General features: G+C 67.3%; 22 protein-coding genes. 5 read left to right on the top strand and 17 right to left on the bottom strand.

Annotation, left to right across the window (positions count from 1 at the left end; genetic code table 11):
• Positions 1-4: 4 nt before the first annotated feature.
• A complete protein-coding gene (locus tag WKW82_RS13775) occupies positions 5-817 on the top strand; it encodes an HpcH/HpaI aldolase family protein (protein ID WP_340342866.1) in 813 nt (270 codons plus the stop codon).
• Between the two features lie 40 nt (positions 818-857).
• On the opposite strand, the gene WKW82_RS13770 is transcribed toward WKW82_RS13775, so the two are convergent.
• The 5 genes from WKW82_RS13770 to WKW82_RS13750 form a co-directional block, all read right to left on the bottom strand.
• A complete protein-coding gene (locus WKW82_RS13770; protein WP_340342865.1) occupies positions 858-1,277 on the bottom strand; it encodes an Ldh family oxidoreductase in 420 nt (139 codons plus the stop codon).
• A gap of 355 nt (positions 1,278-1,632) precedes the next feature.
• On the bottom strand, positions 1,633-1,929 hold the full coding sequence (locus tag WKW82_RS13765; protein ID WP_340342864.1) for a Dabb family protein: 297 nt from the start codon (positions 1,927-1,929) through the stop codon (positions 1,633-1,635).
• Positions 1,923-3,398: an aldehyde dehydrogenase (NADP(+)) gene (locus WKW82_RS13760; protein WP_340342863.1), complete on the bottom strand. Its 1,476-nt coding sequence runs from the start codon at positions 3,396-3,398 to the stop codon at positions 1,923-1,925. The genes WKW82_RS13765 and WKW82_RS13760 overlap by 7 nt, the downstream gene beginning before the upstream one ends.
• Before the next feature lie 8 nt (positions 3,399-3,406).
• On the bottom strand, positions 3,407-3,856 hold the full coding sequence (locus WKW82_RS13755; RefSeq protein WP_340337629.1) for a nuclear transport factor 2 family protein: 450 nt from the start codon (positions 3,854-3,856) through the stop codon (positions 3,407-3,409).
• An 18-nt stretch (positions 3,857-3,874) separates the two neighbouring features.
• Positions 3,875-4,681 carry an RraA family protein gene (locus WKW82_RS13750; protein WP_340342862.1) on the bottom strand — a complete coding sequence of 269 codons (807 nt, stop codon included), beginning with the start codon at positions 4,679-4,681 and terminating at the stop codon, positions 3,875-3,877.
• Positions 4,682-4,840: 159 nt separating this feature from the next.
• Between WKW82_RS13750 and WKW82_RS13745 the strand changes: the two genes are divergently transcribed.
• Together WKW82_RS13745 and WKW82_RS13740 are read left to right on the top strand one after the other, a co-directional pair.
• The gene (locus tag WKW82_RS13745) at positions 4,841-6,451 is read left to right on the top strand and encodes an IclR family transcriptional regulator domain-containing protein (protein ID WP_340342861.1); all 1,611 of its coding nucleotides are present in this window, start codon (positions 4,841-4,843) and stop codon (positions 6,449-6,451) included.
• Positions 6,452-6,559: 108 nt separating this feature from the next.
• Positions 6,560-7,453 (top strand): DMT family transporter, encoded by an 894-nt coding sequence (locus WKW82_RS13740; RefSeq protein WP_340342860.1) that lies wholly within the window; start codon positions 6,560-6,562, stop codon positions 7,451-7,453.
• Positions 7,454-7,855: 402 nt separating this feature from the next.
• On the opposite strand, the gene WKW82_RS13735 is transcribed toward WKW82_RS13740, so the two are convergent.
• Positions 7,856-8,746 (bottom strand): LysR family transcriptional regulator, encoded by an 891-nt coding sequence (locus WKW82_RS13735; RefSeq protein WP_340342859.1) that lies wholly within the window; start codon positions 8,744-8,746, stop codon positions 7,856-7,858.
• 93 nt (positions 8,747-8,839) lie between these two features.
• Here WKW82_RS13735 and WKW82_RS13730 point away from each other — a divergent pair, with 93 nt between their 5' ends.
• A complete protein-coding gene (locus WKW82_RS13730; RefSeq protein WP_340342858.1) occupies positions 8,840-10,024 on the top strand; it encodes an Acg family FMN-binding oxidoreductase in 1,185 nt (394 codons plus the stop codon).
• Between the two features lie 18 nt (positions 10,025-10,042).
• On the opposite strand, the gene WKW82_RS13725 is transcribed toward WKW82_RS13730, so the two are convergent.
• A complete protein-coding gene (locus WKW82_RS13725; protein ID WP_340342857.1) occupies positions 10,043-11,284 on the bottom strand; it encodes a D-alanyl-D-alanine carboxypeptidase family protein in 1,242 nt (413 codons plus the stop codon).
• Between the two features lie 131 nt (positions 11,285-11,415).
• Here WKW82_RS13725 and WKW82_RS13720 point away from each other — a divergent pair, with 131 nt between their 5' ends.
• The gene (locus tag WKW82_RS13720; protein WP_340342856.1) at positions 11,416-11,835 is read left to right on the top strand and encodes a hypothetical protein; all 420 of its coding nucleotides are present in this window, start codon (positions 11,416-11,418) and stop codon (positions 11,833-11,835) included.
• Between the two features lie 58 nt (positions 11,836-11,893).
• On the opposite strand, the gene WKW82_RS13715 is transcribed toward WKW82_RS13720, so the two are convergent.
• The 10 genes from WKW82_RS13715 to WKW82_RS13670 form a co-directional block, all read right to left on the bottom strand.
• On the bottom strand, positions 11,894-12,046 hold the full coding sequence (locus WKW82_RS13715) for a hypothetical protein (RefSeq protein ID WP_340342855.1): 153 nt from the start codon (positions 12,044-12,046) through the stop codon (positions 11,894-11,896).
• Positions 12,047-12,217: 171 nt separating this feature from the next.
• Positions 12,218-13,840, bottom strand: a complete 1,623-nt coding sequence (locus tag WKW82_RS13710) for a 3-(methylthio)propionyl-CoA ligase (RefSeq protein ID WP_340342854.1) — start codon at positions 13,838-13,840, stop codon at positions 12,218-12,220.
• 47 nt (positions 13,841-13,887) lie between these two features.
• Entirely contained in the window at positions 13,888-15,246 is a 1,359-nt protein-coding gene (locus WKW82_RS13705) for an MFS transporter (protein WP_340342853.1), read from the bottom strand.
• A gap of 15 nt (positions 15,247-15,261) precedes the next feature.
• Entirely contained in the window at positions 15,262-16,233 is a 972-nt protein-coding gene (locus tag WKW82_RS13700) for a quinone oxidoreductase family protein (RefSeq protein WP_340342852.1), read from the bottom strand.
• Between the two features lie 20 nt (positions 16,234-16,253).
• Positions 16,254-16,898: an RBBP9/YdeN family alpha/beta hydrolase gene (locus WKW82_RS13695; protein ID WP_340342851.1), complete on the bottom strand. Its 645-nt coding sequence runs from the start codon at positions 16,896-16,898 to the stop codon at positions 16,254-16,256.
• 2 nt (positions 16,899-16,900) lie between these two features.
• Positions 16,901-17,959 (bottom strand): beta-keto acid cleavage family enzyme, encoded by a 1,059-nt coding sequence (locus tag WKW82_RS13690; RefSeq protein WP_340342850.1) that lies wholly within the window; start codon positions 17,957-17,959, stop codon positions 16,901-16,903.
• Between the two features lie 46 nt (positions 17,960-18,005).
• Entirely contained in the window at positions 18,006-18,938 is a 933-nt protein-coding gene (locus WKW82_RS13685; protein WP_340342849.1) for a TauD/TfdA dioxygenase family protein, read from the bottom strand.
• Positions 18,939-19,273: 335 nt separating this feature from the next.
• The gene (locus tag WKW82_RS13680) at positions 19,274-21,946 is read right to left on the bottom strand and encodes a winged helix-turn-helix domain-containing protein (protein WP_340342848.1); all 2,673 of its coding nucleotides are present in this window, start codon (positions 21,944-21,946) and stop codon (positions 19,274-19,276) included.
• A 42-nt stretch (positions 21,947-21,988) separates the two neighbouring features.
• Positions 21,989-23,758 carry a SulP family inorganic anion transporter gene (locus tag WKW82_RS13675; protein ID WP_340342847.1) on the bottom strand — a complete coding sequence of 590 codons (1,770 nt, stop codon included), beginning with the start codon at positions 23,756-23,758 and terminating at the stop codon, positions 21,989-21,991.
• Positions 23,759-23,787: 29 nt separating this feature from the next.
• Positions 23,788-24,504: a lipid-binding SYLF domain-containing protein gene (locus tag WKW82_RS13670; RefSeq protein ID WP_340342846.1), complete on the bottom strand. Its 717-nt coding sequence runs from the start codon at positions 24,502-24,504 to the stop codon at positions 23,788-23,790.
• Between the last annotated feature and the right edge of the window lie 174 nt (positions 24,505-24,678).

Here is a 24,678-nt window from a genome sequence, read left to right as displayed (position 1 = left end):
AAAAATGCCTCAGGTCAATCACTTCAAGCGAGCGCTGCTACAAGGCCGCGTACAAATCGGTCTCTGGTCGACATTGCCTTCGCCTCTGGTATCGGAACTCGTGGGCGGTGCAGGATTTGATTGGGTGTTGCTCGATGCCGAACACACGCCTACCGATGTGCCCACGATGTTGCATCAGCTCCAGGCGATCGATGCGGCAACGCCGCCCGAGGGAGTATCCAAGACGTCGGCCGTGGTCCGGCCGGCCTGGAACGATGCGGTCTTGATCAAGCGCTACCTGGACATTGGTGCGCAAAGTTTGCTGCTGCCATTCGTGCAGAACGCACAAGAAGCTGCAGCGGCAGTGGCGGCGACCCGATACGCGCCCGTTGGCATGCGCGGAATGGGTGGTTCAACGCGTGCATCGAACTTCGGGCGGGACAGGCGCTATGCGCGAGAAGCGGCCGACGAGCTGTGCGTGATGGTTCAGGTCGAGACACCCCAGGCGCTGGAGCAGATCGAGGCCATTGCGTCGGTCGACGGCATCGACGGCATCTTCATCGGTCCCGCCGATCTCGCCGCGAGCATGGGGTATCCCGGCGAACCAGGGCACCCTGCGGTAAGAAGTGCAATAGACGACGCGATCGCACGGATTCGAACTTGCAAGAAGGCGCCAGGAATCTTGATGGTCGATACCGAGTACGCGAAGCGGTGCCTTGCGCTCGGGGCGCAGTTCGTCGCTGTTGCGATGGATCTGCTCTTGCTGCGCGATGCCGTTGACGCTTCGGCGCTTCGGTTCAGGGGCGCGGCAGCAACGAAAGCCGACCCGAACTATTGATTGCCGGCGCTTGCAGACGAATGGAAACCGGGGTTCGCGGTCAAGTCAGCAGGAGACCGCGCCGGGCCATGCACGCCCCCAGCGCATCGACGATGAGCGACGAGAGAGGCACTCCCTTTGCTTCTGCTGGCCATCGCATGTTCCCCTGGTACGCGTACCTGGCTGACGCCCGGTCGCGGTGGATTGGAGCGCATGCCTCGAAAAGCCAGGTGCTTTCCACTTCGAAAGACGCACTCCTGCCGAAGGCGTCGGGGTCGATCGACTGCAGGAACACGTTCATCAGCATGCCGCCGGGAAGCGTGTGGCGGCCAAAACCCGACAGGCTTTGCGTCAACGCCTCGACCAGCAGGGCCACACCGTAGCCCTTGTGTCCGTGGTGCAGCCCGCCAATGGGCAACAGCCTGCCACTGCCCGAGACTGCGACACGCGGATCGTAGGTCGCCTGGCCCTGTGCATCCATGACGCACAGGGGAAGCGCTCGCCAGCAGCTGATACGACTTCGCAATCAACCGCATAACTGCGTTGGATCGCCTTGCCGTGCTACAGCACTGTCTGCGGCGCTCCGCCTTGTTCTGCGATTGATTGCAAAGTCGTATGAGAGTTGCCGGGCCCGGTTGTTGGTGGTGATGGACGCACTGATGTCCAGCAGCACGGGTCGCCTGCCGTTGGAATGCCGGCTGCGATCGGATTGGGTGTGAACAGGCCACGTGTGCCGGCAGTTGCCGGTGTGATGGCTGCCGGCGATGGTGATGGTGACGATGCCATGCATGTCGGCGAGCACCAGCGGATGGGCGACGCTGAAGGACCTGTGTGCTTCAGGTGGTGTAGTCCACCGCCGCCCATTCGAAGTAAGGCTTGAGATCCGCGACCAGCGCCTGGTGCAATGGATGGAACAGGTACGCGTCCAACGCCTTCGCATCGGCCACTTCCGCTTCGAGCACGTAGTCCCAGCAGATCGGGCGGCTGAGTTCGTTGGCGGCGAACTTCCAGCCCTGGATCGCCGGAATCTCCGTGCCCAGCGATGCCATGCGTTCCGTCACCGTCTTCTCCAGGAGCGCGTCCTCGGGTACTTCGGCCTTGCGGCGGAACAGGACGATGTGGCGCATCAGCATGGCAACCCCATTCTGTCGATGAGCCAATCGGGCGCATCCTGCAAGGCCACGGGGCGCAGGAAGCGGTCGAGCGCGGCGTAGCCGACCGATGTCGTGAACGGCTGCGTCGATGCGGGGTAGGGGCCGCCGTGATGCTGTGCGGCGGTCACGGCAACGCCGGTGGGCACGCCCTTGAACAGCACGCGTCCGGCCACCTGCGTTGCCGCGCGCACCAGCTGGCGCGTCTGCTCGGTTTCTGCCTCGGCCCCCCACAGCGTGACGGTCAACGAGCCGCCGATGGCTTTCAGCACGTCGATGGCGTCGTCGATGGACGCCACGCGCATGACCAACGCCGCCGAGCCGAAGACTTCCTCATGCAACGCATGGCTGGCGATGAAGTCGGCCGCCGAAACCTCGGCCAGGAAAGGTCGGGGCGTGGGGGACGCGACGTTGCTTCCCTCGTCGACCAGCGGCTTGAGTTGGGGCGCGCTGCGCCATTGCCCAACGCCACGCTCGAAGGTTGCGCGGATGCCGGCCGACAGCATGGCGTGCGGCTGCATCGGTCGCAGCGCCTCCGCCAGGGCCTTGACGAAGCTGTCGCCAGCGGCATCGTCGGGCACCAGGATCACGCCCGGGCTCGTGCAGAACTGGCCTGCGCCAAGGCAGATCGAGCCGGCCAATGCGGCGGCGAGTCCTGCACCGTTGGCCGCGAGGGCGGCGGGCAGGACGACCAGCGGGTTGACCGAACCGAGCTCGCCGTAGAAGGGAATCGGGCGCGGGCGATCGGCTGCCACCTTCGCCAGTGCAGTGCCGCCCTTGAACGAACCCGTGAACGCCACGGCCGCAATGGCCGGCGCCTGGACGAGTGCCACGCCGACCTCGATGGCGCCGCCCTGTACGAGTTGGAACACGCCCGCAGGCAGGCCTTGCGCGTGGACCACGCGCTGCGCCAGCGCCGCCGTGCGGCGTGACAGTTCGGGATGCGCGGGATGGGCCTTGACCACCACAGGGCAGCCCGCTGCGAGCGCCGAGGCGGTATCGCCGCCGAGCACCGAGAAGGCGAAGGGAAAGTTGCTGGCCGAGAACATGGCAACCGGACCCACGGGCACGCGCACGCGTGTGAGGCGAGGGCGGCCGGCCGGCGGCGCACCATCGACGGCCGGGTCATCCGTCACGGCATGGGCTGCGCCGCGCTCCAGCACGTCGGCAAAGCCGCGAAGCTGGAAACTGGTGCGATCGAGTTCGCCATTCAGGCGCGGCAGCCCCAAGGCGCTCTCATGATCCGCAAACGCGACAAGCCCTTCGCGATCGGCCTCGAGTGCACCGGCCAGCGCGCGCAGCAAGGCGGCGCGTCGGGCCGCGGTCGTGGCCGCGAAAGCATCGCTCGCATCGGCGGCTGCCTGCACTGCCGCATCGATTTCGCGAGCTGTGGACTCTGGCCAGCGTTCGCCGACAGCGACGCCGGTGCGGGCTTCAACGGATTGCAGCATCGATGGCCCTACTTGCTCTTGAGCGGGTAGCCGCGGCCGACGTAGTCGAAGGCGACGAGCTCGTTGATCTTCACTTCCTTGTCCGCCGGTGCGGCGTAGTAGGCGCGGATCTCCTTGATCTTGCCGGTCTCGGTATCGAAGTCGTACCACTCCGCACCGCGCAATGCCGTGCCGCTCTTGTTCTTCCAGTGTGTCCATTCGATCATCGCTTCGGGCGTGTTGTGGCTCACGATGAGCTTGTCGATGGTCCATTGCGAGCCGAGCGTCTCGACGCACCATTGCCACTTCTTCGCGATGGTGTCGGCCGTGCGCCAGGGGATCTCCGGCAGCCCGGCGGGAAAGTAGTGCACGGCATCCGGCGTGAAGCAGTCGACCAGCGCGTCGTAGTCGGCGGCGTTGCAGGCGTCGAAGTAGCGGCGGATCAGGGCGGCGTGGTCTTCAGGAGTGAACTTGGCCATGTCGTTGGTCTCCGTGAATCAGCGGGTGCCGGCGGGCTTGGCCGCGGGAATGGCGGGGCGGCCATCGGCCACCCATTGCTTGTGCTGCGCACGCGTGGCATCGCTCGGGGGGTACAGGCCCCACAGTGCCTCGCCGGCCTGCACGCGCAGGGCCAGGTAGGCCTCGATGTCGTCGCGCTTCTCGCACAGGTCAGCCATCTCCTCGGCCAGGTGCGCGGGGATCACGGTGATGTTGTCGCCGTCGCCGTGGATCACGTCGCCCGGGTACACCGCCACGCCAGCGCAGCCGATCGGCACCTGCAGGTCGGCGACGTGGTGGTAGCTCAGCCGGGTGGTGGCCGTCACGCCGGTGCACCAGATCGGGAAGTCCATCTGGCTCAGCTCCGTGCCGTCGCGGAAGGTGCCGTCGGTAATCACGCCGCGGGCGCCGCGCATCATCATGCGGGTGATGAGCATGTTGCCCATCGAGGCGGCGCGGCCGTCCTTGTTGCTGTCGATCACCAGCACATGGCCCGGCTCGATCTGCTCCACGCCGACCCATTGGAGGTTGTCGGCGCTCGGCGAGGTCGTGAGGTTGCCGTACACATCGACGTCTTCGCGCGCCGGGATGAAGCGCATGGTGTAGGCGCGGCCGGCGAACGGCACCATCTTCTTGTTGAGCGGCGTGAGGCCATGCAGCACGGGTTGGCGGAAGCCCTTGATGTAGAGCTGCGTGGTCAGCGATCCGCTGGTGGCCTTGGCCAGGCGGTCGAGCACGGCATCGGACACGTAGGGCGCTGGCGCGCGCTGGGGAATCGTGGAGAGGGGAGGCGGCGTGGTGGTCATGGTGTTTGTCTCAAATGGTGGGAACACAATGGGTCGCAAGACAGCTTGCAGCGGGTGATCCGATCGTAGGGAGACTGGAGCGCAAAGAAAATCGATTGGCATCGCGCGGTGACATGCAACATGCCCCCGCGTACCACCATTTGAGACAAACCGAACGACATGGCCACTTCTTCCGGTGAGGGCACAGGAGCCCTTGAAAAGGCGCTCGACGTGCTGGACGCCATCGGCGCCGCGCCGCAGGGACTCGGGCAGACCGAGCTTGCGGAGCAGTTGTCCTTGCCACGCACCACCGTCTATCGCCTGCTCGCGACCTTGACGGCGCGCGGCCTGGTGCGGCGCGATCCGCTGCGCAGGGTCTATTGCCTGGGCTTCCGATGCTTCGAGATGGCGCGGCAGGCCTATGCGATGCCCGACCTGGTCGCGGCCGCCGCCTTCGAACTGCGCGCCCTGCGCGACCTGACCGGCGAGACCTGCTACCTCGCCACGCTGGATGGCCGCGAGGTGATCTCGCTCGAACGCTGCGACGGCGCGCACAGCCAGCGTTCGGCCGCCGCGCTCGGCGAGCGCAAGCCGGTGCACTGCACCAGCCAGGGCAAGGCGATCCTCTCGGCCATGCCCGACGAGGCCCGCGATGCGATCGTGCGCGATGCGGTGCTCAAGCCGCTCACGCCGCTGACGATCACGGACCGCCGCAGGCTGCAGGCCGAACTGCGCATCACACGCTCACGCGGCTATGCCATCGACGACGAGGAAATCGTGCTGGGTGTGCGCTGCGTCGGCGCGCCCGTGATCGATGCGGCGGGGCAGGTGAGGGGGGCGATCAGCGTTGCAGGCCCGGCCTATCGGCTCACGCGTGCGCGGCTTGAACTGCTCGGCCCCGAAGTGGCCGAGGCCGCGCGCCGCGTGGGCGCCCAGTTGTCTCCGGTGGGCAGCGATGTGGCCGTGAGCACCGAAGCCTCGGTCACCGCCTTGCCGGGGCAATGGGCCTTCCATGGAGCGCATCCGCTCTGGTCGGCGGACGGCGAGCGACTTTGGTGGGCCGACGCGCTCGCGCCCTCGGTGCGCATGTACGAAAACGGTCAGGATCGCGAGGTCGTGACGTTGGAGTTGCCGTTGGTGGGTTTGCTGCGTGATGGCGAGGGCGTCATTGCCGTGGATGAGCGCTCTGCAGTGCGCATCGCCGCAGATGGCGCGGTCACGCCCATGGCGCCATGGCTCTCCGGACAGGTACTTGCGGTCTGCAATGGCGAGGGGGACGAGGTGTGGGCCGCGGTCGCGCTGCCGGAGTCAGGCGCCGCGATCGGCCTCGTGCGTGGCGACGGCACGCTCGATGTGCGATGGCGCATGGGCGAGGCCGTGCAATGCCTGGGCTGGCACCCGGCCGAGCGGCAACTCTATGCAACGGCGCCAGGCTCCGGCGCCATCCTGTTGTTGCAGCCCGGACAGGCCTCGGTGCGCCGCCTTGCCACGGTGCCCAAGGGCTCGGGCCGGCTCAGCGGCCTGGCCTTCGATGCCCAGGGCGGCATCTGGACGGCGCTGTGCGACGGATGGTCCGTCGTCCGCTTCACCCAGGACGGACAGCTGGACCGCGTCGTTGGCCTGCCGGTGCCTTGCGCCACCGACCTCGCCATCACCGGCGGGGGCGAGGCGGGTGGCGAGCGCATGGCGATCACCACTTCGCGCCACAGCGTGCCAATCGATTCGCTGGCGAGCGCGCCGCTGTCGGGGCGCTTGCTCAGTGTGGGACTTGCCAGGCTGACGGAGCGATAGGGCGAGCCCACCAGGCTTGCTTCCCCAGGGCTTCCGCGATACGCATTCGCGCATCGAACAGAATGGGGCCCCTCCCGCGGCCAATGCCGAAAGACAACCCGCCCGCCCATGCACCCCACCGGATCCCTGCGCGGCATCGCTGCGATGCTGCTGGCCTGCGCGTTCTTTGCGTGCATGGACGCACTGCTCAAGAACCTGGCCGGCCATTACGCCCCTGTGCAGGTCATGGCGCTGCGCGGTCTCACGGCCTTGCCGCTGGTGTGCCTGTACATCGCCTGGCGGCGCGAGGCCGCTGCGGTATTCAACCGCCGTTTGCGTTGGCGGCTGCACCTGCTGCGCGCCGTGCTGACCATGACCATGCTCGTGCTCTTCGTGTACGGCCTGAAGACCCTGGGCCTGGCGGAGGCCTACACGCTCAGTTTCATCGCGCCGCTGCTGATGGTGCTCATTGCCGTGCCGATGCTGGGCGAGTCGGTCCAGCCGCGGCACTGGCTCGCCATCGGGCTGGGATTCGTCGGTGTGGTGATCGCGTTGCGGCCGGAGCAGGGCGCCTTCCTGTCGATGGGCGCATTGGCAATATTGGTGGCCGCGGCCTGCTATGCGCTGTCGAACATGCTGGGTCGGCTCATCAGCCGCACCGAACCCAGCGCCGCGCTGGTGTTCTGGACCACGGCCGGCATGGCTGTCGGCGGGAGCCTGTTGGCGGCGCCGCAATGGGTGCCGATCCAGTCCGGGCACGCGTGGGCGCTGGCGGGCCTGGCGGTCAGCGGCTTCCTGGGCCAGTTGGCCATTGCCGAGGCCTTCCGGCACGGCCAGGCGGCCTCCATCGCCCCTTTCGAATACAGCGCCCTGGCCTGGGCGGTGGTGCTGGACTGGCTGTTCTGGCAGGCGGCACCCGATGCATGGACGCTGGGTGGCGGAGCGCTGATCATCTTGAGTGGGCTGTGGTTGGCGCGAAGCGAAGCGCCAAGCGCTGCAAGCAAGAAACGACAGGCCGTCTGAAATGAAAACCCACCCCCGATGCGCCTGCGGCGCCTCCCCCTCAAGGGGGCGCACCCAACGGCCCGGCAAAGCCGGTTCCGTGGGTGCCCACGAACGGGCAACGCTGTGCTCGCCCCGGCTTCATGCGTCGAGTAAGACGCGCCAGCGTCATGGAAAACTGAAATGAAAACCCACCCCCGAATGCGCCTGCGGCGCTCCCCCTCAAGGGGGCGCACCCAACGGCCCGGCAAAGCCGGTTCCGTGGGTGCCCACGAACTGGCAACGTTGTACTCGCCCCGGTTTCATGCGTCGCGGAAGACGCGCCAGCGTCATGGAAAACTGATATGAGTCGCGGCGAATCCCGCGCGAAGCCACCTGCGGCTGTGGCGCCGCATGAGATCGGCGTCGCGATTGCCAGTCTCGTTACAACCCCGCGGGAATGCTGCGCGCAAGAAAGTCGTAGACCTGCCGGATGCAATGGCTGCTGCGTATCTCGCGATGCACGGCCAACCACACGGGCAGGGGCGGGATCTTGAGCGTGGGCAGGACGCGCACCACGGCGCCGTCGGTTCGCGCAATGTAGTCGGCCACGAAGCCGATGCCCATCCCCGCGCGTACCGCCTGCCAGTAGACGTTGATGTCATCGCTGCGAAAGAAGAAGGCGTCTCGCGTCAACGGCATGCCAAGGGCGGCAAAGCCGCGCACGATGCTGTCGTCGCGATCGAGCCCGATCAGGTCGTGCGTGCGCAGGTCGCCAGCTTCGCGCGGCACGCCGCGCTGGCGCAGGTAGTCGCGGTGCGCATACGCGCCCAGCGTGACCTTGCCGATGCGCTTGATGACCAGCGAGGCTTGCTGCGGCGGGACCATGCGCACGGCGATGTCCGCCTCGCGTCGAAGCAGGTTGCTGACCTCGTTGCTCGACACCAGCTCGACCTGCACCTCGGGCAGCGCCTGTCGCATCTGCGCCAGCAGCGGCGGCAGCAGATGCACGGCCACCGCCTGGCTGGCGCTGACGCGCACGGTGCCCGATGCGACGGACTGCGCGACCGAGAGGCTGCGGGCCAAGGCATGCGCGCCGGCCTCCATGGCGCGTGCTGCATCGGCCAGCCGCAGCGCCATCGCCGTCGGTTGCATCCCGCGGCCAGTGCGTTCGAACAGCAACGTGCCGAGTTGAGTTTCCAGCTCCAGGATGTGACGTCCGACGGTGGGCTGGCTGGAGCCCAGCATGCGCGCCGCGCCCAGCAGGCTGCCGCGATCGAGCGCCGCGAGAAAGGCGGGGATCAGGCGCCAGTCGAAATCGGAGGAGCTATTCATTCCCGCATAGCAGATGTGAGCAATCGACCAATTGTGAATGGCCTCGTGCGTTCTCACAATGCACGCATCAGGGCAATTTGCTGGAGGCTCGTCATGGTGAACCGTCGGAGTTTCGTGCGTCTGGTCGGTGGCGGCGTGGTGCTGGCTGCCGGGGCGGCGCTGGTGGGCGCCTATTCCTTGTCGAGCGACATTCCTGCGGCTGCCATCGAGATCTGGAACGGCCCCGGTGAAGAGACCGATGTTCGCAAGCGCGCAGTCGCCTACGCCGTGACGGCCCCGAATCCGCACAACCGCCAACCCTGGCTCGTGGACCTCCGCGAGCCAGACTCCATCACGCTCCACTGCGATCGCGAACGCTTGTTGCCCGAGACCGATCCGTTCGGCCGCCAGATCCTGATCGGCCATGGCGCGTTCCTCGAACTGCTGGTGATGGCACTCGCAGAACAAGGCGTGCACAGCGAAGTGACGCTCTGGCCCGAGGGGGAGATGGCACCCCGGATCGAGGATTGGGACACGCGACCGGTGGCGCGTCTTCGCTTGCGCCAGGGTGCGCGAGCAGACCCGTTGTTCGCATCGGTGCTCCAGCGCCACACCCCCAAGCTGCCGTTCGACACCGCGCGCCCGGTAACGGCAGCCACGCTCGCGGCGCTGCTGTTGCAACCACCCGGCAACGATGAGGTGCGCGTCGGAGGAACGGTCGACCCTGCGCGCGTAAATCAACTGCGCGCACTCTGCTGGGAAGCGGCGAAAGTCGAGTTGACGACCCCACGCACCGTGATGGAAAGCATTCGCCTGATGCGCGTTGGACCCGATGAGATCCTGGCGCATCGCGATGGCCTCACGATCAACACGCGCATGGCACGCATCGCATCGGGCCTGGGCCAGTTCGATCGCAGCGCGCCCCCCTCACCGGACAGTCCCGCGCACAAGCAGGCGATGCAGACCTTCGACGGCTACTGCAGCACGGCCATGGGATTCATCTGGCTGAGCACGGGCGGCAACAGTCGCAGCGAGCAGATTGCCGCGGGTCGCGCCTACGTGCGCCAGCAGTTGCGGGCGACGCAACTCGGCATCGGCGTGCACCCGATGAGCCAGGCACTGCAGGAGTTTGCCGAAATGGCGCCGCACTACGAGCGTGCGCACCGGCTACTGCTCGGCGCCGCTGCGCCCGCATCGGCGCGAGACGCCACGGTCCAGATGTTGTGCCGCATCGGGTATGCCCCGACCGCGGTGCAGGCGTCACCGCGCCGTCCGCTGCCACAATTTTTCCAGACGTGACGCGCGTTCAGGCGTGCTTCACTTGCCGAACCACTTCAGCACGTGCTGCCACATGCGCCGCAACCAGCCTGAGCGCTCCACGTCGGCCTGCGCGACCAGCGGCGTTTCTCCCACCGGCTTGCCGTTCGACTCCGCAATCACCTTGCCGATCACAGTGCCCTTGGCGACCGGTGCCTCGAGGTCCGGCTTGACCTGCACCGTGGTGCGCACTTGCTGGCCCCGCGGCACCGTCAGGGACCACGGCGATCCCAGGCCCGCCGCCACCGTATCGGCCTTCCCGAAGCTGACCTTGGCAGAAGTGACGACCGCGTCGGGCTGGATCGGGGTGGCCTTCTCGAAGTTAGCGAAGCCCCAGCCGAGCAGCGTGCGCGTCTCGTCGGCGCGCGCCTTCATGCTGGTGGTGTTGAGGATCACCGTGATCAGGCGCATGCCGTTGCGCTTGGACGAAGTCACCAGGCAGTACCCCGCTTCCTGCGTGTGGCCGGTCTTCAGCCCGTCCACCGATGGATCGGTGTAGAGCAGGGCGTTGCGATTGCCTTGCTTGATGCCGTTGTACTTGAACTCGCGCTCCGCGTAGATCGGGTAGTAGTCGGAGCTGTCGCGGACGATCGCACGCGCCAGATTGGCGAGGTCTCGCGCAGACGACTTGTGTTCCGGATCGGGCAGGCCCGTCGCGTTCACAAAATTCGTGTGCGTCATCCCGAGGCGCTTGGCTTCGGCATTCATGAGCTTGGCGAAGCCCTCTTCGGAGCCGGCCATGTGCTCGGCGATCGCCTTCGACGCGTCGTTGCCCGACTGGATGATGATGCCGCGCAGGATGTCGATCACGGTGGCCTGGCCATTGAGCGGCAGGTACATGCACGACTCCGTGCTCGAGCCACGGCACCAGGCGTTCTGACTGACCGAAACGAGGTCGTCCTTCTTGAGCTTGCCCGACCGAAGTGCCTGTTCCACCAGGAAGCTGGTCATCATCTTGGTCAGTGATGCCGGAGGCAGTGCTTCGTCGGGGTTGGCCGAGGCGAGCAGCTCGCCGGAGTCGAAGTCCATCAAAAGCCATGCCTTGGCAGGGAGCGTCGGTGCCCCACCGGCAACGGCGGTCTGTCCAGCTGGCGGCGCCGAGGCCGGCGCTTCGGCCGCGGGCTTCTTCTGGGATGCGGGTTTGGTGGCGGGGGTGACCGCGAAAGACACCGAATCTGGAACCAGGACGCCAGCGGCGATGGCGAAAACGACGGGGAGGAAGGAGAGTGTGTTGCGTTGCATGGGCAATCTGGGGGTCAAAACGGAAATTCGGGCGGATTCAAACGCTGATTTTGATCGTGCATCACAAGGATTCGAGGTTGCAGTGCAAGTTCAGCAACGAAGTGAGCGCCCTTGGGGCGGTCTGATCGCGCGTGACTTGGGGAGGCATCCTCGTTGCGCAGCAAACGAATCATCGCATCGGCGAGCCTGGAATCGCGCTCGAGGTACCCGTCTCGACGCAATGTCGTGAGATCTGGCTTCTGAACTTCCTGCAAGGCATGTCGCAAAGCTCAGAATCAGCTGACTTCGCGCCTGACGACCGGATGCGGTCCATCCTGGAAGCTGCCGCGCCGCAGGCCAACGCACAGATGCGGGTCATGTCCTTCGCCGACGGGCGTCCCGACCGTGTCGTCTCACCCGACCGCCAATGGCAATGGGCCGCCTTCGCTTCGAGGACGGCGACTTCAACACCGCCGAACGTTTGGATGTGGATGCGCGAGCGAAATGGCTCTACCAGGCCATCGGTGCGTCCGTCGTGGGTCACCGGCAAGCAACCGTACCTCCAGCTTTGAAAAGTCCGGAATTCAGGGGAGACGTCATTTGCAGAGTTCGCGTGTCCTGCCACGCACTTCACTCGGGCTTGAAATCCATCGACTTGAGCACCGCACCGTCGCGCTGGTAGTCGGCGCTCAGCGAATTCGACAGTTCCTCCGGGGTGCGCGAGGCAACGGGCTCCAGACCCAGGTCCAGCAAGCGCGTGCGCACTGCCGGCTGTGCCGTCACCTTGACGACGGCATCACGATACGCTCCTGCATCGCGGCGGGGACGTCGGGCTTGACCCACAGGCCCATCCACGCAACTGTTTCCAGCTGCGGGTAGCCGAGCTCGGCGAAAGTGCAGCCGCCCCTGGCGGCCGCACGGGCGCCTCAGGCGCATCGGGGGTGGGCCTTCATTTCAAGCAGTGACCAGCAGGTGGTCCTGGAAAGCGTCGCGCAGGATGTTCTTCTGCACCTTGCCCGTGGCGCCCAGCGGAATGCTGTCGACGAACACCACGTCGTCCGGCGTCCACCACTTGGCGATCTTGCCGTCGTAGAAGGCCAGCAGTTCGTCGCGGGTGAGTTCCGTGCCCGGCTTCTTCGTCACCACCAGCAGCGGGCGCTCGTCCCACTTGGCGTGGCGCGCGGCGATGCAGGCCGCCATCGCCACGGCCGGGTGGGCCATGGCGATGTTCTCCAGGTCGATCGAGCCGATCCATTCGCCGCCGGACTTGATCACGTCCTTGCTGCGGTCGGTGATCTGCATGAAGCCTTCGGCATCGATGGTCGAGACGTCGCCGGTCGGGAACCAGCCGTTCACCAGCGGGCTGCCACCCTTGAAGTATTGCGAGATGATCCACGGGCCGCGCACCATCAGCTCGCCGGCCGCCTTGCCGTCGTGCGGCAGTTCGGCGCCGTTCTCGTCCACGATCTTCATGTCCACGCCGAACACGGCGCGGCCTTGCTTGGACTGGATGGCGATGCGTTGTTCGGCGTCCAGCTTCAGGTGCGAGGGCTTGAGCTTGCAGGCCGTGCCCAGCGGGCTCATCTCGGTCATGCCCCAGGCGTGCAGCACGTTGACCTGGTAGCGGTCCTGGAAGGCGCGCATCATGGCGGGAGGGCAGGCCGAGCCGCCGATGATGGTGCGTCGCATGGTGCTGAATTCGAGGTCGTTGCTCTCCACGTGGGTGAGCAGGCCCTGCCACACGGTGGGCACGCCGGCCGACAGCGTGACGCCTTCGGCCTCGAACAAATCGTGCAGCGACTTGCCGTCCAGCCACGGGCCCGGGAACACCAGCTTGGCGCCGACCATGCACGCGATGTACGGCAGGCCCCACGCGTTGACGTGGAACATCGGCACCACGGGCAGGATGGCGTCGCTGGCCGAGCAGTTGAGCGCATCGGGCAAGGCGGCGGCATAGGTGTGCAGCATCGTCGAACGGTGGCTGTAGAGCGCGCCCTTGGGGTTGCCCGTCGTGCCCGAGGTGTAGCAAAGCGACGAAGCCGCCTTCTCGTCGAACACCGGCCAGTGGAAGTCCGGCGAGTGGTCGGCCATCAATTCCTCGTAGCACAGCAGGTTCGGCACCTTCGAATGGGCCGGCATGTGCGCACGGTCGGTCATCGCGACAAAGGCCCTGATGGTCTTGACGCGCGAGGCGATGGCTTCGATCAGCGGCAGGAAGGTCAGGTCGAAGAACAGGATCTGGTCTTCGGCGTGGTCGGCAATCCAGACCACCTGGTCCGGATGCAGGCGCGGGTTGAGCGTGTGCAGCACCGCGCCGGAACCGGAGGCCGCGTAGTACAGCTCCATGTGGCGGTAGCCGTTCCAGGCCAGGGTGGCAACGCGGTCGCCCATTTCGATGCCGCGTGCCGCCAGCGCGTTGGCCATGCGGCGCGAGCGTTGGGCGAGTTCGCGATATGTCGTACGGTGCACGTCGCCTTCGACGCGGCGCGAGACGATCTCCTGGTCGCCGTGGTGGCGTTCAGCGTGGGTCAGCAGGCTCGAGATCAGCAGGGGCTGATCCATCATCAATCCGTTCATTTCAATTCTTCCAGTTCAGTTCAATCAAGGTTTTGGGGGTAGCACGTTCACGCGAGGGCGTTGTGTGCATTGGGGGAGAGGGCGGCCTGTTCTTCCTTCAGGGCCTGGCCGACACGCTGCAGGTCCGGCTCATAGCTGCGCGATGCGCGCATGAAAGCCCAACCGGCCAGCACGGCGAAGAGCGGCATGGCCGTCAGCGCCTGTTCCAGCGTCCATGCGTCCGACAGGATGCCGGCGATGAATGGCCCGGCCGCCAGGCCGAACAGGTTCTGGAACAGTGCCAGCACCGAGGCGCCGGTGGCACGGATGCCGGGATGGATCACGTCGATCACCACGGCCGAGACCGGGCCGACCGTGCAGGTCATCAGGAAGCCGCCGAGCAGGACGAGCATGAACTGGGCTTGCGCCGTCATTGCGATGCCGAAGCGCGGCGCACCGAAGGCGGTCACCAGCACGACCAGCGAGGCGATGCACAGCAGCGCCATGGCCTGCAGCTTGGCGCCCGGACGGCGGCGGCCGGCACGGTCGATCAATGCGCCCCATACCACGCTGCCGACGGCCCCGCTGAGCACCACCATGGCGGCGCTGATGGCCGCGCGATCCGGCGCCAGGCCATGCACGCGGTTGAGGTAGCTGGGCAGCCAGGCCCAGATGGCCGAGACCACGATCAGTTGCGCCGAGCCGCCGATGCACACCCACAGCATGGTGCGCGAGCGGGTCAGTGCCTGGACGACGGCGCGCACGGCGCTGCCGGTGGAACGGGTGGCGCGGTCGAGCCGCGGCGTGAGGTCCACGGTGCGGTAGTCGCGCACCTTCGAGTAGACGAGTGCCAGCACCAGGCCGGGAATACCTACCACGCCGAACGCGGCTTGCCAGCCCCAGCGTGCGGCGATGAGCCCGCCGAGCATCACGCCCATCACCGAGCCCACCGAGGCCGCAGCAAAGAAGCCCGCCAGCAGCGCGCCACGCATGCGCGCCGGGAAGTGACTGGCGATCAGCGCCGAGCCGACGGCCCCATAGCCCGCCTCGCCCAGCCCGACCACGGCACGCGCTGCCAACAGTTGGCTGTAGTTGCGCGTGAACATGCAGGAGATGGTGGCCAGGCTCCAGGTCGTCGCCATCACGACGATGCTCTTGACGCGGCTGCCGCGATCGGCAAAGAGCGCGATCGGGAGCGCAGCCAGCGCCACCGTCACCGACACCACCGACACCAGGGCGCCGAGTTGCTTGTCGGACAGACCCCAGGCCTCTTTCAAGTGCGGGAAGAGCGAGACGATGACTTGTCGGTCGATGTAGTCGACCATCATGAGGCCGATGGTCATCGCGAAGGCGAACCAGGCCTGGCGCGGGCCGAACAGGTAGCTGTCGGCGTCCGCCTTTTTCGTGTCGAGTGCGTGCATGTCCATGGTGGCTCCGCTTCTTCAGGGAACCAGCACGGTCGCGCCGGTGGTCTTGCGCGATTCGAGGGCGCGGTGCGCGTCGGCCGCATCGGCCAGCGCAAAACTCTGGCGCGGCTCGCTCACGATCTTGCCGGTCAGCACGTGGCCGAACAGCTCATCGGCCATCGACAGCATGTGCGCGCGCGGCTGGATGTAATGCATCATCGCCGGCCGCGTGAGCCACAGCGAGCCCTTGGCGGCCAGCAGCATCGAATCGATGACCACGGGGCCGGAACTCGTGCCGTTGCTCACCAGCGTGCCGCGGGGCGACAGGCTGTCCAGCGAGGCCATCAGCGTGTCCTTGCCGACCGAGTCGTACACGACAGGAACTCCCTTGCCATTGGTGATCTCGCGCACGCGCTCGGCGATGTTCTCGCGCGTGGTGACGATGGTGTGCGTGCAGCCGTTGGCCTTGGCGATCTCCGCCTTCTCGTCGGAGCTGACCGTGCCGATCATCGTCACGCCCAGGGCGCGCGCCCACTGGCAGGCGATGAGGCCGACGCCGCCGGCGGCCGCGTGGTACAGGATGGTCTCGCCGCCCTGGAGCGGGTAGACCTGGCGGAACAAGTATTGCGCCGTCATGCCCTTCATCATGAGGGTCGAGGCGGTGCGGTCCGACACGCCATCGGGCAGCGGGATCAGCACGTCGGCCGGCATCACGCGGACCTGCGAATAGGAACCCTGCGGGCCGATGAGGTAGCCCACGCGGTCGCCCACGCGGATGTCGGTCACGCCGGGGCCGACGGCCTCGACGACGCCCACGGCATCGGAGCCCAGCCCATTGGGGCGCGGCAGCGGATAGAGGCCGGTGCGGAAGTAGATGTCGATGAAATTGACGGCGATGGAGGTGTGGCGAACGCGGGCCTGGCCGGGGCCCGGTTCACCGACGTCGACGTCTTCCAGCTTCAGGACTTCCGGACCGCCGGTTTCGTAAATGCGAATGGCTTTTGCCATGGTATGTCTCCTTGTGTGTTTCAAATGTCGGCGGGCTGGGTGCAAGCCATCAGCGCCTGGTCGGCGCTCGTGCTGCCGTTGCACGCACCGATTGCCATCACGGCGATGAAGGCCTCTGCCAGCGGCCACGCGCCGTAGCCGGAGGCCGGGTTTAGATGGCCGACGGTGCCGAGGTCGTACAGGTGGCTGCCCCAGTCCTTGGCCAAATCGGCCACGCGCTCGAACTTCGCGAGCGGATCGTTCTGGCTGGCGGTGACGATGCTCGGGAAGGGCAGGCGCTCGCGCGGCACCGGCAGCCAGCCGCCATCGCGCAAGGCCTGCAGCGAGGGATAGCCTTCGGGCATTTCTTCCTCGAAATCCGGCGGTGTGGCCATGAGCGCACCGTGCACGGCACGCGTGGTCTGGCGTGCCCAATGGGCGACCATCACGCAACCGCCGCTGTGCGCCACGAGGATCAGCGGACCGTCGATGGCCTGCGCCTCGCGCTCGATGGCCTCGACCTTCGACGCGCAGTCGAGGTCGGTGCGGCCCATCGGTGGCACCGTGCGGACCTTGCGGCCACGCGCTTGCAAGTCGGCGGCCAGCAAGGTCTGCCAGTGCGCGTCCACGTGGTCGCGGAGGCCTGGGACGATGAGCACCGTCGGCAGGGTTGCTGCGTCGGTCATCTTCAAGCCGCCTTGCGCAGGAAGCCCTGGTGGGCGCCGTTGCGGTTGGGTGCGAAGCCGTTGGCCAGCAGCGATTCCTCGACGGTGTCGTAGAACACGCCGATCTTGCTGATCTCGCGGGCCTGCTGCGCGGTAGCAATCGGGCGGCCGAACTCGCGCGAGATACGCACCAGTTGCTCGACCTGCTCGACCGTGCTCATCTTCTGCGTGCGGGACTGGTTCCAGAGGTTGTCCTCGATACCGCAGCGAACGTGCAGGCCCATGGCGATGCCCATCATGTTGACCGGCAGCACGTTGCGCATCGAGCTTTCCACCGTCAGCACCGCGCCGTCCGGCGTGGCACGCACGAAGTTCGCGAGGTTGTAGATGTTGGGCTGGTCCATGCCGCCGCTGATGGCGACCCAGTTCATGACCAGCGGGCCCTTGTAGACGCCACGGCGCATCAGGCGCTCGACCGACTCGAAGCTGTTGATGTTGTAGCACTGGAATGCACTCTGGATGCCGGCGTCGTTGAGGCGGCGGATGTGCTCCTCGGCCCAGCCCGGCTGGGCCGGCACGGTCATTTCCTTGTAGGCGTTGAAGACGGCCGGGTCTTCCATCGAAGTGCCCTTGTAGTCCTCGTATTCCCAGTGCTCCACCACGTTCATCTGCGAGGTGTTGATGGTCACGGTGACCTGGTCGGGCTTGGGGTCGAGCTCGGCCAGCATGTGGCGCGTGTCGTCGGAGAGCCACTTGGCGGCTGCGCCTTCGTTCTCCGGCGCGAAGCTGATGGAGCCGCCGACCTGGATGATCATCTCGGGCACGGCGTTGCGCACGCCGGCGATCAGTTCATTGAACTTGGACAGGCGCTTGCTGCCCTTGCCGTCGAGTTCACGCACGTGCAGGTGCAGCACGGTGGCGCCGGCGTTGTAGCAGTCGACCGCCTTCTGGATCTGCTGCTCGATCGTGACGGGGATGTCCTCGGGGAAGTCGGAGGGCACCCACGACGGCGCGTAGGGCGCGGCGGTGATGATCAGGGGTTGCTGGTTTTCGGGGTAGAGGGAGCCGTCGAGAAAGTTCATTTGATGACCTCGTGGAAATAGTTGGAAGGTGGAAGGGGCCGCGTGCTCAGAAGGTCGCTTCGCCGACGATGCCGGCGCGTTCCATCTTTCGGTGGCACGGGGCGTAGTCCATGACCGCGTAGTGCTGGGTGCTGCGGTTGTCCCACATGGCCATGCTGTTCTTCTTCCAGCGGAAGCGCACCTGGTACTCGGGAACGGCCGCCTGTTCGATCAGGTAGCCCAGTAGGTCGCGGCCGGCCGAGGTGTAGTCCTGGCCGAAGCGCACGTTCTCCGGCGTGTGGAAGTTGGTGAAGTGCGTAGTGAACGCGTTGACGAAAAGCACCTTCTCGTTGGTTTCCGGATGAATGCGCACGACCGGGTGTTCTGCGTCGGGGAACTGGGCGTGCAGCGCCAGGCGCTTCTCGATCGGCATGGCGGCGCCGAAGCTGGCCTCGATGCTGTGGCGAGCGCGCAGGTTGGCGATCTTCTGCTGGATGTCCTGCGGCAGGCGGTTGTACGCCTCGACCATGTTGACCCAGATGGTGTCGCCACCGACCGGCGGGCATTCGACGCAGCGCAGCACGCAGCCGAAGGGCGGCTTCTCGCGCCAGGTGGCGTCGGTGTGGAAGGAGTTCTCGTACCGGTCGTTGGGCGTGTCGGGCGACTTGTAGATGCGCACCAGGCCCGGGTGGTCCGGGTCGCTGCCGGCCACGGGATGGTCTTCCAGGTCGCCGAAGTGGCGGGCCAGCGTCACGTGCTCGGCGCGCGTGATGTCCTGGTCGCGGAAGAAGAGCACGCGGTGCTTGAGCAGCAGGCTGCGGAGCTCGGCCACCGTCTCGGCGTCGCGCGAGGCGGCCCCGAGGTCGACGTTCGACAGTTCGGCACCGATGGTGCAAGTGAGCTGCTCGACCTTGATCGAGGTCTTCAGCGCGGCGGCCGAGATGACGGCGGGAGCGGCGGGCGCGTCCTGAACTGCGTCTGCCTGGATGGTTGTGTTCATGTCTTGTCTCCTTTGGCGGAGGCCGGCTTTCTTTCACCAGCCCCCTTGTTGATAGAGGTGGCCGCCGTGGCGACCTTGCAGGCTGAAGATTAAGTTTGCAGTGACCTTCGGCCCCCCTCCTTGGCGGAGGGGGAGGGTCACTTTCGGGGCTCCGTGGGGCCCTCGGTGGTCAGGGAGACTCTGATCAAGCCCTCCGCGGACCGCGCATCCCCGGCTCGGGCGGTCCGCGGCGTTGCAGATCCTCGCCAAGGCTTCGGCCATGGCTGCGGTTTGCGCCTTGCATCCCATCCCGATCCGAGGCGCGCGCCCTCGGGGCGGACTTGATCAGAGTCTCCTCAGGCGCTGGACTGCAGAAGCCCGAGGATGCGGGCGCGCACGACGACCTCCTTCCGGGTGCCGGCATCCAGCTTTGCCAGCAGGTTCTTCACATGCCACTTGATGGTGGTCTCGCCCACCTGCATGGCGCGCCCGATCTCCTTGTTGGAGAGGTTGCGCGCGAGCATGTCCAGCACCTCGCGCTCCTTGGGCGTGAGCACCGTGCCGCGGGTCGGGTCCGGGCGCGGCGCAACGGGCTCGGGCGGTGCCGGCAATGGCGCGCGCCGGGGAGGGGAATCGCCTGGCGCGGCGATGGCGCGTGCCCATTGGCCCACGTCGGGATGCGCGTCGTCGAACACGCGCACCAGGCCGTAGCTGGCGGCGAGGTCCATGGTTTCGCGCATCAGGGCCTCGCCTTCCATTTCGCTGCAGCGGTCCAGGGCGAAGGCACGCAATGCGAGGAGTTCGATGTGAAGCCGTTCCAGCCGGATTTGCTGCGCCAGCGTCCCGGCGCGCGCCAGGGGTTCCAGCGCGCCGCGCCAGTCCCGTGCGGCGATCGCCGCGTAGCCTTGTGCCAGTCCCTGCAGGGCAACGACGCTGCCCCGCCACAAGCGGCCCGGCGGCAACTCGTCGCCTTTCATCATCGCCTCGATGCGTTCGCAGAGCGTGCGACAGGTTTGCGCGCGGTAACGGCGCGCATGCATGCGCACCTGCTCGACCAGGCTCGCGACGCGCAAGCGGGGCAGCGCACGCGCCGTGCCCACGGCGTCCAGCCCTGCCAGCAATTCCATGGCGCGGTGCTCGGCGCCGTCGGCCATCGCCATGCGGGCCATCGTGCGATAGGCGAGCAACAGGGCTTCGGGCAGGCCGCCGTGTTCGAGCACGTCGAGCCGGTCGGCGAGCAGGGCGGCGGCTTCGCCCGGGCGCCCGCGCTCCCAGACGGCCGAGGCCAGCAAGGCCGCCAGCATGCAGCTGAGCCGGCTGCGCCGACCGAGCTCGACCTCGGCGCTGGCCAGCGCTGGCTGCAGCAGGCTGTCGGCCAGTTGCACCTGTCCTTCCCAGAGGTAGCTGAGGCCGATGATGAGTTCGCCCCAGCGCCCCACATAGCCGAGCCCGCTGCCGAAGTCGCCGCGTGGCGACTGCTGCTGCCGCAGGCGCGCCATCGCCGGGTCGCCCTCCAGCAGGCTGCGATAGGCGGTGCGGTTGGCATGCACCTGCAGCAGCAGCGGATCGCGCAGCGGCGGCGATTCGGCCCATGGGTCGTGCAGCAGCGCGAAGCGGTCCGGATCGTCGGCGAATACCGCGGCGCCGCTGAGGATCAACGCGCATTCGCAGCGCAGCGCGTCGTTGACATCCGGCTGCGCCAGGATGCGTTCGACGTAGCGGCCCGCGTCGTCGTGGCGCTCGCTCGTCGACAGCGTCCAGGCCACGGCCAGCAGCACGCGCGGCCGGCGGTCGAGTTCGGCGGCCGGCAACTGGTTGAGCCACTCGAGCACCACGCCCTGGCGTCCGTGCGCCATGATGGATTCGTAGAGGCTGCGCTCGGTCAACTCATAGGCCTTTTCGGTCTGGCCTGCGACCAGCGCGTGGCGCGCCGCCTGTTCTAGCTGACCGCGCTCGGCCAGCCAGCCGGCGGCGCGGGCATGCGCCTCGGCCCGTTGCGAGGCTGGCAGTCCCGCGAAAGCCTGGCGCAGCACGTCGCGCACCAGCATGTGCATGCGCAGCCACTCACCCTGCTCGGAGGCCACGAAGACCGGCGTGTCGCGGCCCAGTCGCACCAGGCGCTCCGCCGCATCGTCGACCTGTGCGACCGCACGGCACAGCTCGGGATGCAGGTGGTCCAGGATCGAGATGCGGGTGGCGAATTCGCGGTCCTCGGGCTCCAGGTTCGACAGCAGCAAGGCCGGGATGTGATCGCGCAGCGCGCCGCCGAGCGCGGCCATGCCGGCCACGTCGGCCCGCGCATCGGCACCGCGGGCGATGACCGTCAGCGCGAGTTGCACGCCCAGCGGCCAGCCTTCCGTCAGCTCGTGCAGGCGCGCGGCGGTGTCGTTGTCCACCCGTGCGCCGAAGCGTCCTTGCACCAGTTCCAGCGTCTCGTTGAGGCGAAAGCGCAGCATGGCCGGATCCACCACCGCGCACTGACCGTAGGCAATGAGGTCGTCGATGTCCAGATGGCAATCCGGGCGGGCGGCGATGACCGTGCGCAGGTTGGGCGGCGCGTTGCGCAGCAGGTAGGCCAGTGCCTCCCGCGAGGCCGGCGGCAGGCTGTTGGCCTCGTCGACGAACAGCACCACGTCGAGCGCGGTCTGCGCCAGTTCGGCCAGCCAGATGGTGATGCCCTCCAGCCCACTTGGCACGACGGCGTCGAGCAGCACGTGGCCAAACCCCGGCCGCCCCGCGCCTTGTCGAACGGCGAGCGCCAAGGCTTGGGCCAGCCGCTCGGGGTTGTCGCGCGGCTGCGCGGTAAGCCACGCGACGACCACGCCATGCGACAGGTGCTCCAGTCGCCATTGCGCGAGCAGGGAGGTCTTGCCGAAGCCTGCGGGAGCCTGGATCAGGATCGCGGGAAAACCGTGGAAGGCGGCGTCACTGGCCAGCAGGCGCGGACGCGAGATCAGGTGGCGCTGAACGCGCGGCGGCGAGACCTTGAGCAGCAGGTCGTCGTTGGCACTGCCGGCTTCGCGTGTCACGGGGGTATGCGCGGTTGGCGTCAAGGAGGCGGGACCGGCAGTCTACTGCGGCGCAATGCGATCGCTCATCGGCTCCGCCTCCCAGTCCCGCCATGCGACGCTGTGGCTGCGAAGGTAGGCCTTGACGGCCTCGCCCACGGTAGGGAAGAAAGTTTCGGCACCGAGGCGAGCAAACAGCCCGAAGCGCTTGAGCTTGTCCTTGACCGGGTCCTTCATCTCGGCAAAGCACAGCTCGATGCCGCGGGCCTGCAGGCTGTCGTCCAGTTCGGCCACGATGTCGGCAGCGGTCACGTCCACGCTGGTCACGGGCTCGGCCGCGACCACCACCCATTGCGCGGGCAGGGGCGAATCCGCCACCGCTGCCAGCACGCGGTCGCGGAACAGTTCCGCATTGGCAAAGAACAGCGGCGCATCCCATCGGAACAGCACCAGGCCGGGCACACGGTGCGCCTGCGGGTAGCGGCCGATGTCGTGGTACCCCTTGAGGCCGTCCACGCGCCCCAGCACCGCCGAATGCGGGCGCCAGCCGTCCCACAGGAACTCGATCACCGCGATGCCCACCGCGATGCCAATGCCGGGAATGGCGCCGAACACCGCGACGCCCGCGAAGCACACGATCGACAGCCAGGCCTCCCAGGGCTGGATGCGATGGATGCGGCGCAGGTCGGTGATCACGATGAGCCCCAACGCCGACGCGATGACCACCGCCGCCAGCGCCGCGCTCGGCAAGTGCCGCAGCAGGTTCGGCGCGGCCACCAGCAGCACCGCGATGGCGACCGCGCCCACCACGCCGGTGAGTTGCGTGCGCGAACCGGCTGCCTCGGCCACCGGCGTGCGCGAGGAACTGCTGCTGATCGGAAAGCCCTGGAAGAAGCCGGCCGCGAAGTTCGCGGCACCCAGCCCCACCATCTCCTGGTTGGGGTCCACGCGGGTGTTCAAGCGCGCCGCATAGACGCGCGAGAGCACGCTGGTGTCCGCGAAGGCCACCAGCGCCACGGCCAGGCCGCCGAGCAGGACGGGCTGGAGGTCGTTCATGCCGATGAGGGGCAGCGATGGCGCCGGCAGGCCTTGTGGCAGCGGGCCGAGCACCGCGATACCAACGCGCTCCAGGCCGAACACACCGACCGCCAGCGTCGCCGCCACCACGCCGACCAGCACGGCCGGCACGCGCGGCACCTTCTGCAGCAGCAGGATGAGCACCAGCGTCGCGCCGCCGATCGCCAGGCTCGGGCCGTGGATCTTGCCGGCCAGCACGCCTTCCACCAGGGCCCAGGCCTGCCGCAGCGGTCCTTCGCCCTCCACCTTGAAGCCGAAGAGCTTGGGCAACTGGCTCAGCAGCACCGTGAGCGCGATGCCGTTCATGTAGCCGTACCGTATCGGCTTGGACAGCAGCTCGGTCACGAAGCCCAGCCGCAGGAAGCCCGCCGCGATGCAGACGACGCCGGAGACGACCGCCATCGCACTCGCCAGGGCGATGGCACGCGCCGGATCTCCGGCGGCATGCGCCAGCACCACCGACAGGATCACGGCCGCCAGCGCGGAATCCGGGCCGAGCACGAGGATGCGGCTCGGGCCGAACACCGCATAGACCAGCAACGGCACGATGGTCGCGTAGAGGCCGAAGATGCCCCCGACCCCCGACGCCTCGGCATAGGCAATACCCACCGGCACCAGCATCGTGGTGAGCACCAGGCCGGCAACGATGTCATGGCGCAACCAGGCGGGGTCGTAGCTGCGCAGCGTGCGCAGGCCTGGAAGCCACCGAAGCCAGGCGGAATCACCAGCGCTCGGAAGGCCGGAAGCGCTGCGCATGAATCAGGTCGGGCCGATGAAGGCCAGGGCTATCTCGCCCATTCGCTGAGGCCGTTGGCGCGCAGCCGCTTCACGCTCGCCTGCAGCGTCTGCGCGGCAGGATTGCTGACCTGGGGATCGAAGAGGATGGTCAGTGGCGAGGCGGGCTTGCCGTAGTAGGCGTCGTTGAGCGATTGGCGCGCGCTGAGCACGGAGCCATCGATGGCGAGGCCGAAGAAGGCGCCCTTGTCCGTCGAGTAGGCGAGGTAGTCCGTGGTCCCGCTCGCGCCGGCGTTCATGCCCTTGTCCCAGAAGGCGAAGGACGCCTCACCGCCAAACTTGAGCGCCGCCGGGTTGTTGTAGAGCGCGTTGAGCGCGTTCTGCGTGTTCACCAGCACGATCAGGTCGCCCCACGACGCGCCGAGCTGGAGGCCAAGGCTTGCGGTGGATAGGTTGTAGAACGCCGGGCCGCGCCACTCGTTGTTGGTTCTCTGGTCACGCACCAGCAGCACGCCGGTGCCGCCGGCGCCGGCCAACACGAAGCCCGCCTTGACGATCCGCGGAAAGACCAGCACCCCCCGGGTCTGGGCCACGGCGGCGACGAAGCCCTCGATGTCCTGTCGGCGGGTGAATGCATCGACCGTGGCTTCGGCGGCGAGGACCAGGGCCTGCGCGTCCTCCGGAACAGCCGCCAGGGCTGGCCGGTTCGCCGCGGCAAGCCCGAAGGCACCGGTGGCCAGCATGAAGTTCCTGCGCGACTTGTCCATGGTCAATCCTTCACGCCGTGGGCGTTGAGACAGGTGCCAGCATTTTGCGCGGGGCGGCGCGCTTTGTGCATTGATGTGCGTCAAGGCAATGCCGCGCCGGAAAATTGTGGGGGCCGGAGGGGGAAAAGGTGTTTTTTTTGTGTTCCGGGGGGGGGGTTGGGTCCCCCGTGGGCT

The organism is Variovorax rhizosphaerae, assembly GCF_037889975.1.
Taxonomy (GTDB): domain Bacteria; phylum Pseudomonadota; class Gammaproteobacteria; order Burkholderiales; family Burkholderiaceae_C; genus Variovorax; species Variovorax rhizosphaerae.
The sequence above is the reverse complement of the archived record's forward strand: the minus strand, read 5'-3'. Positions and strand labels throughout refer to the sequence as shown.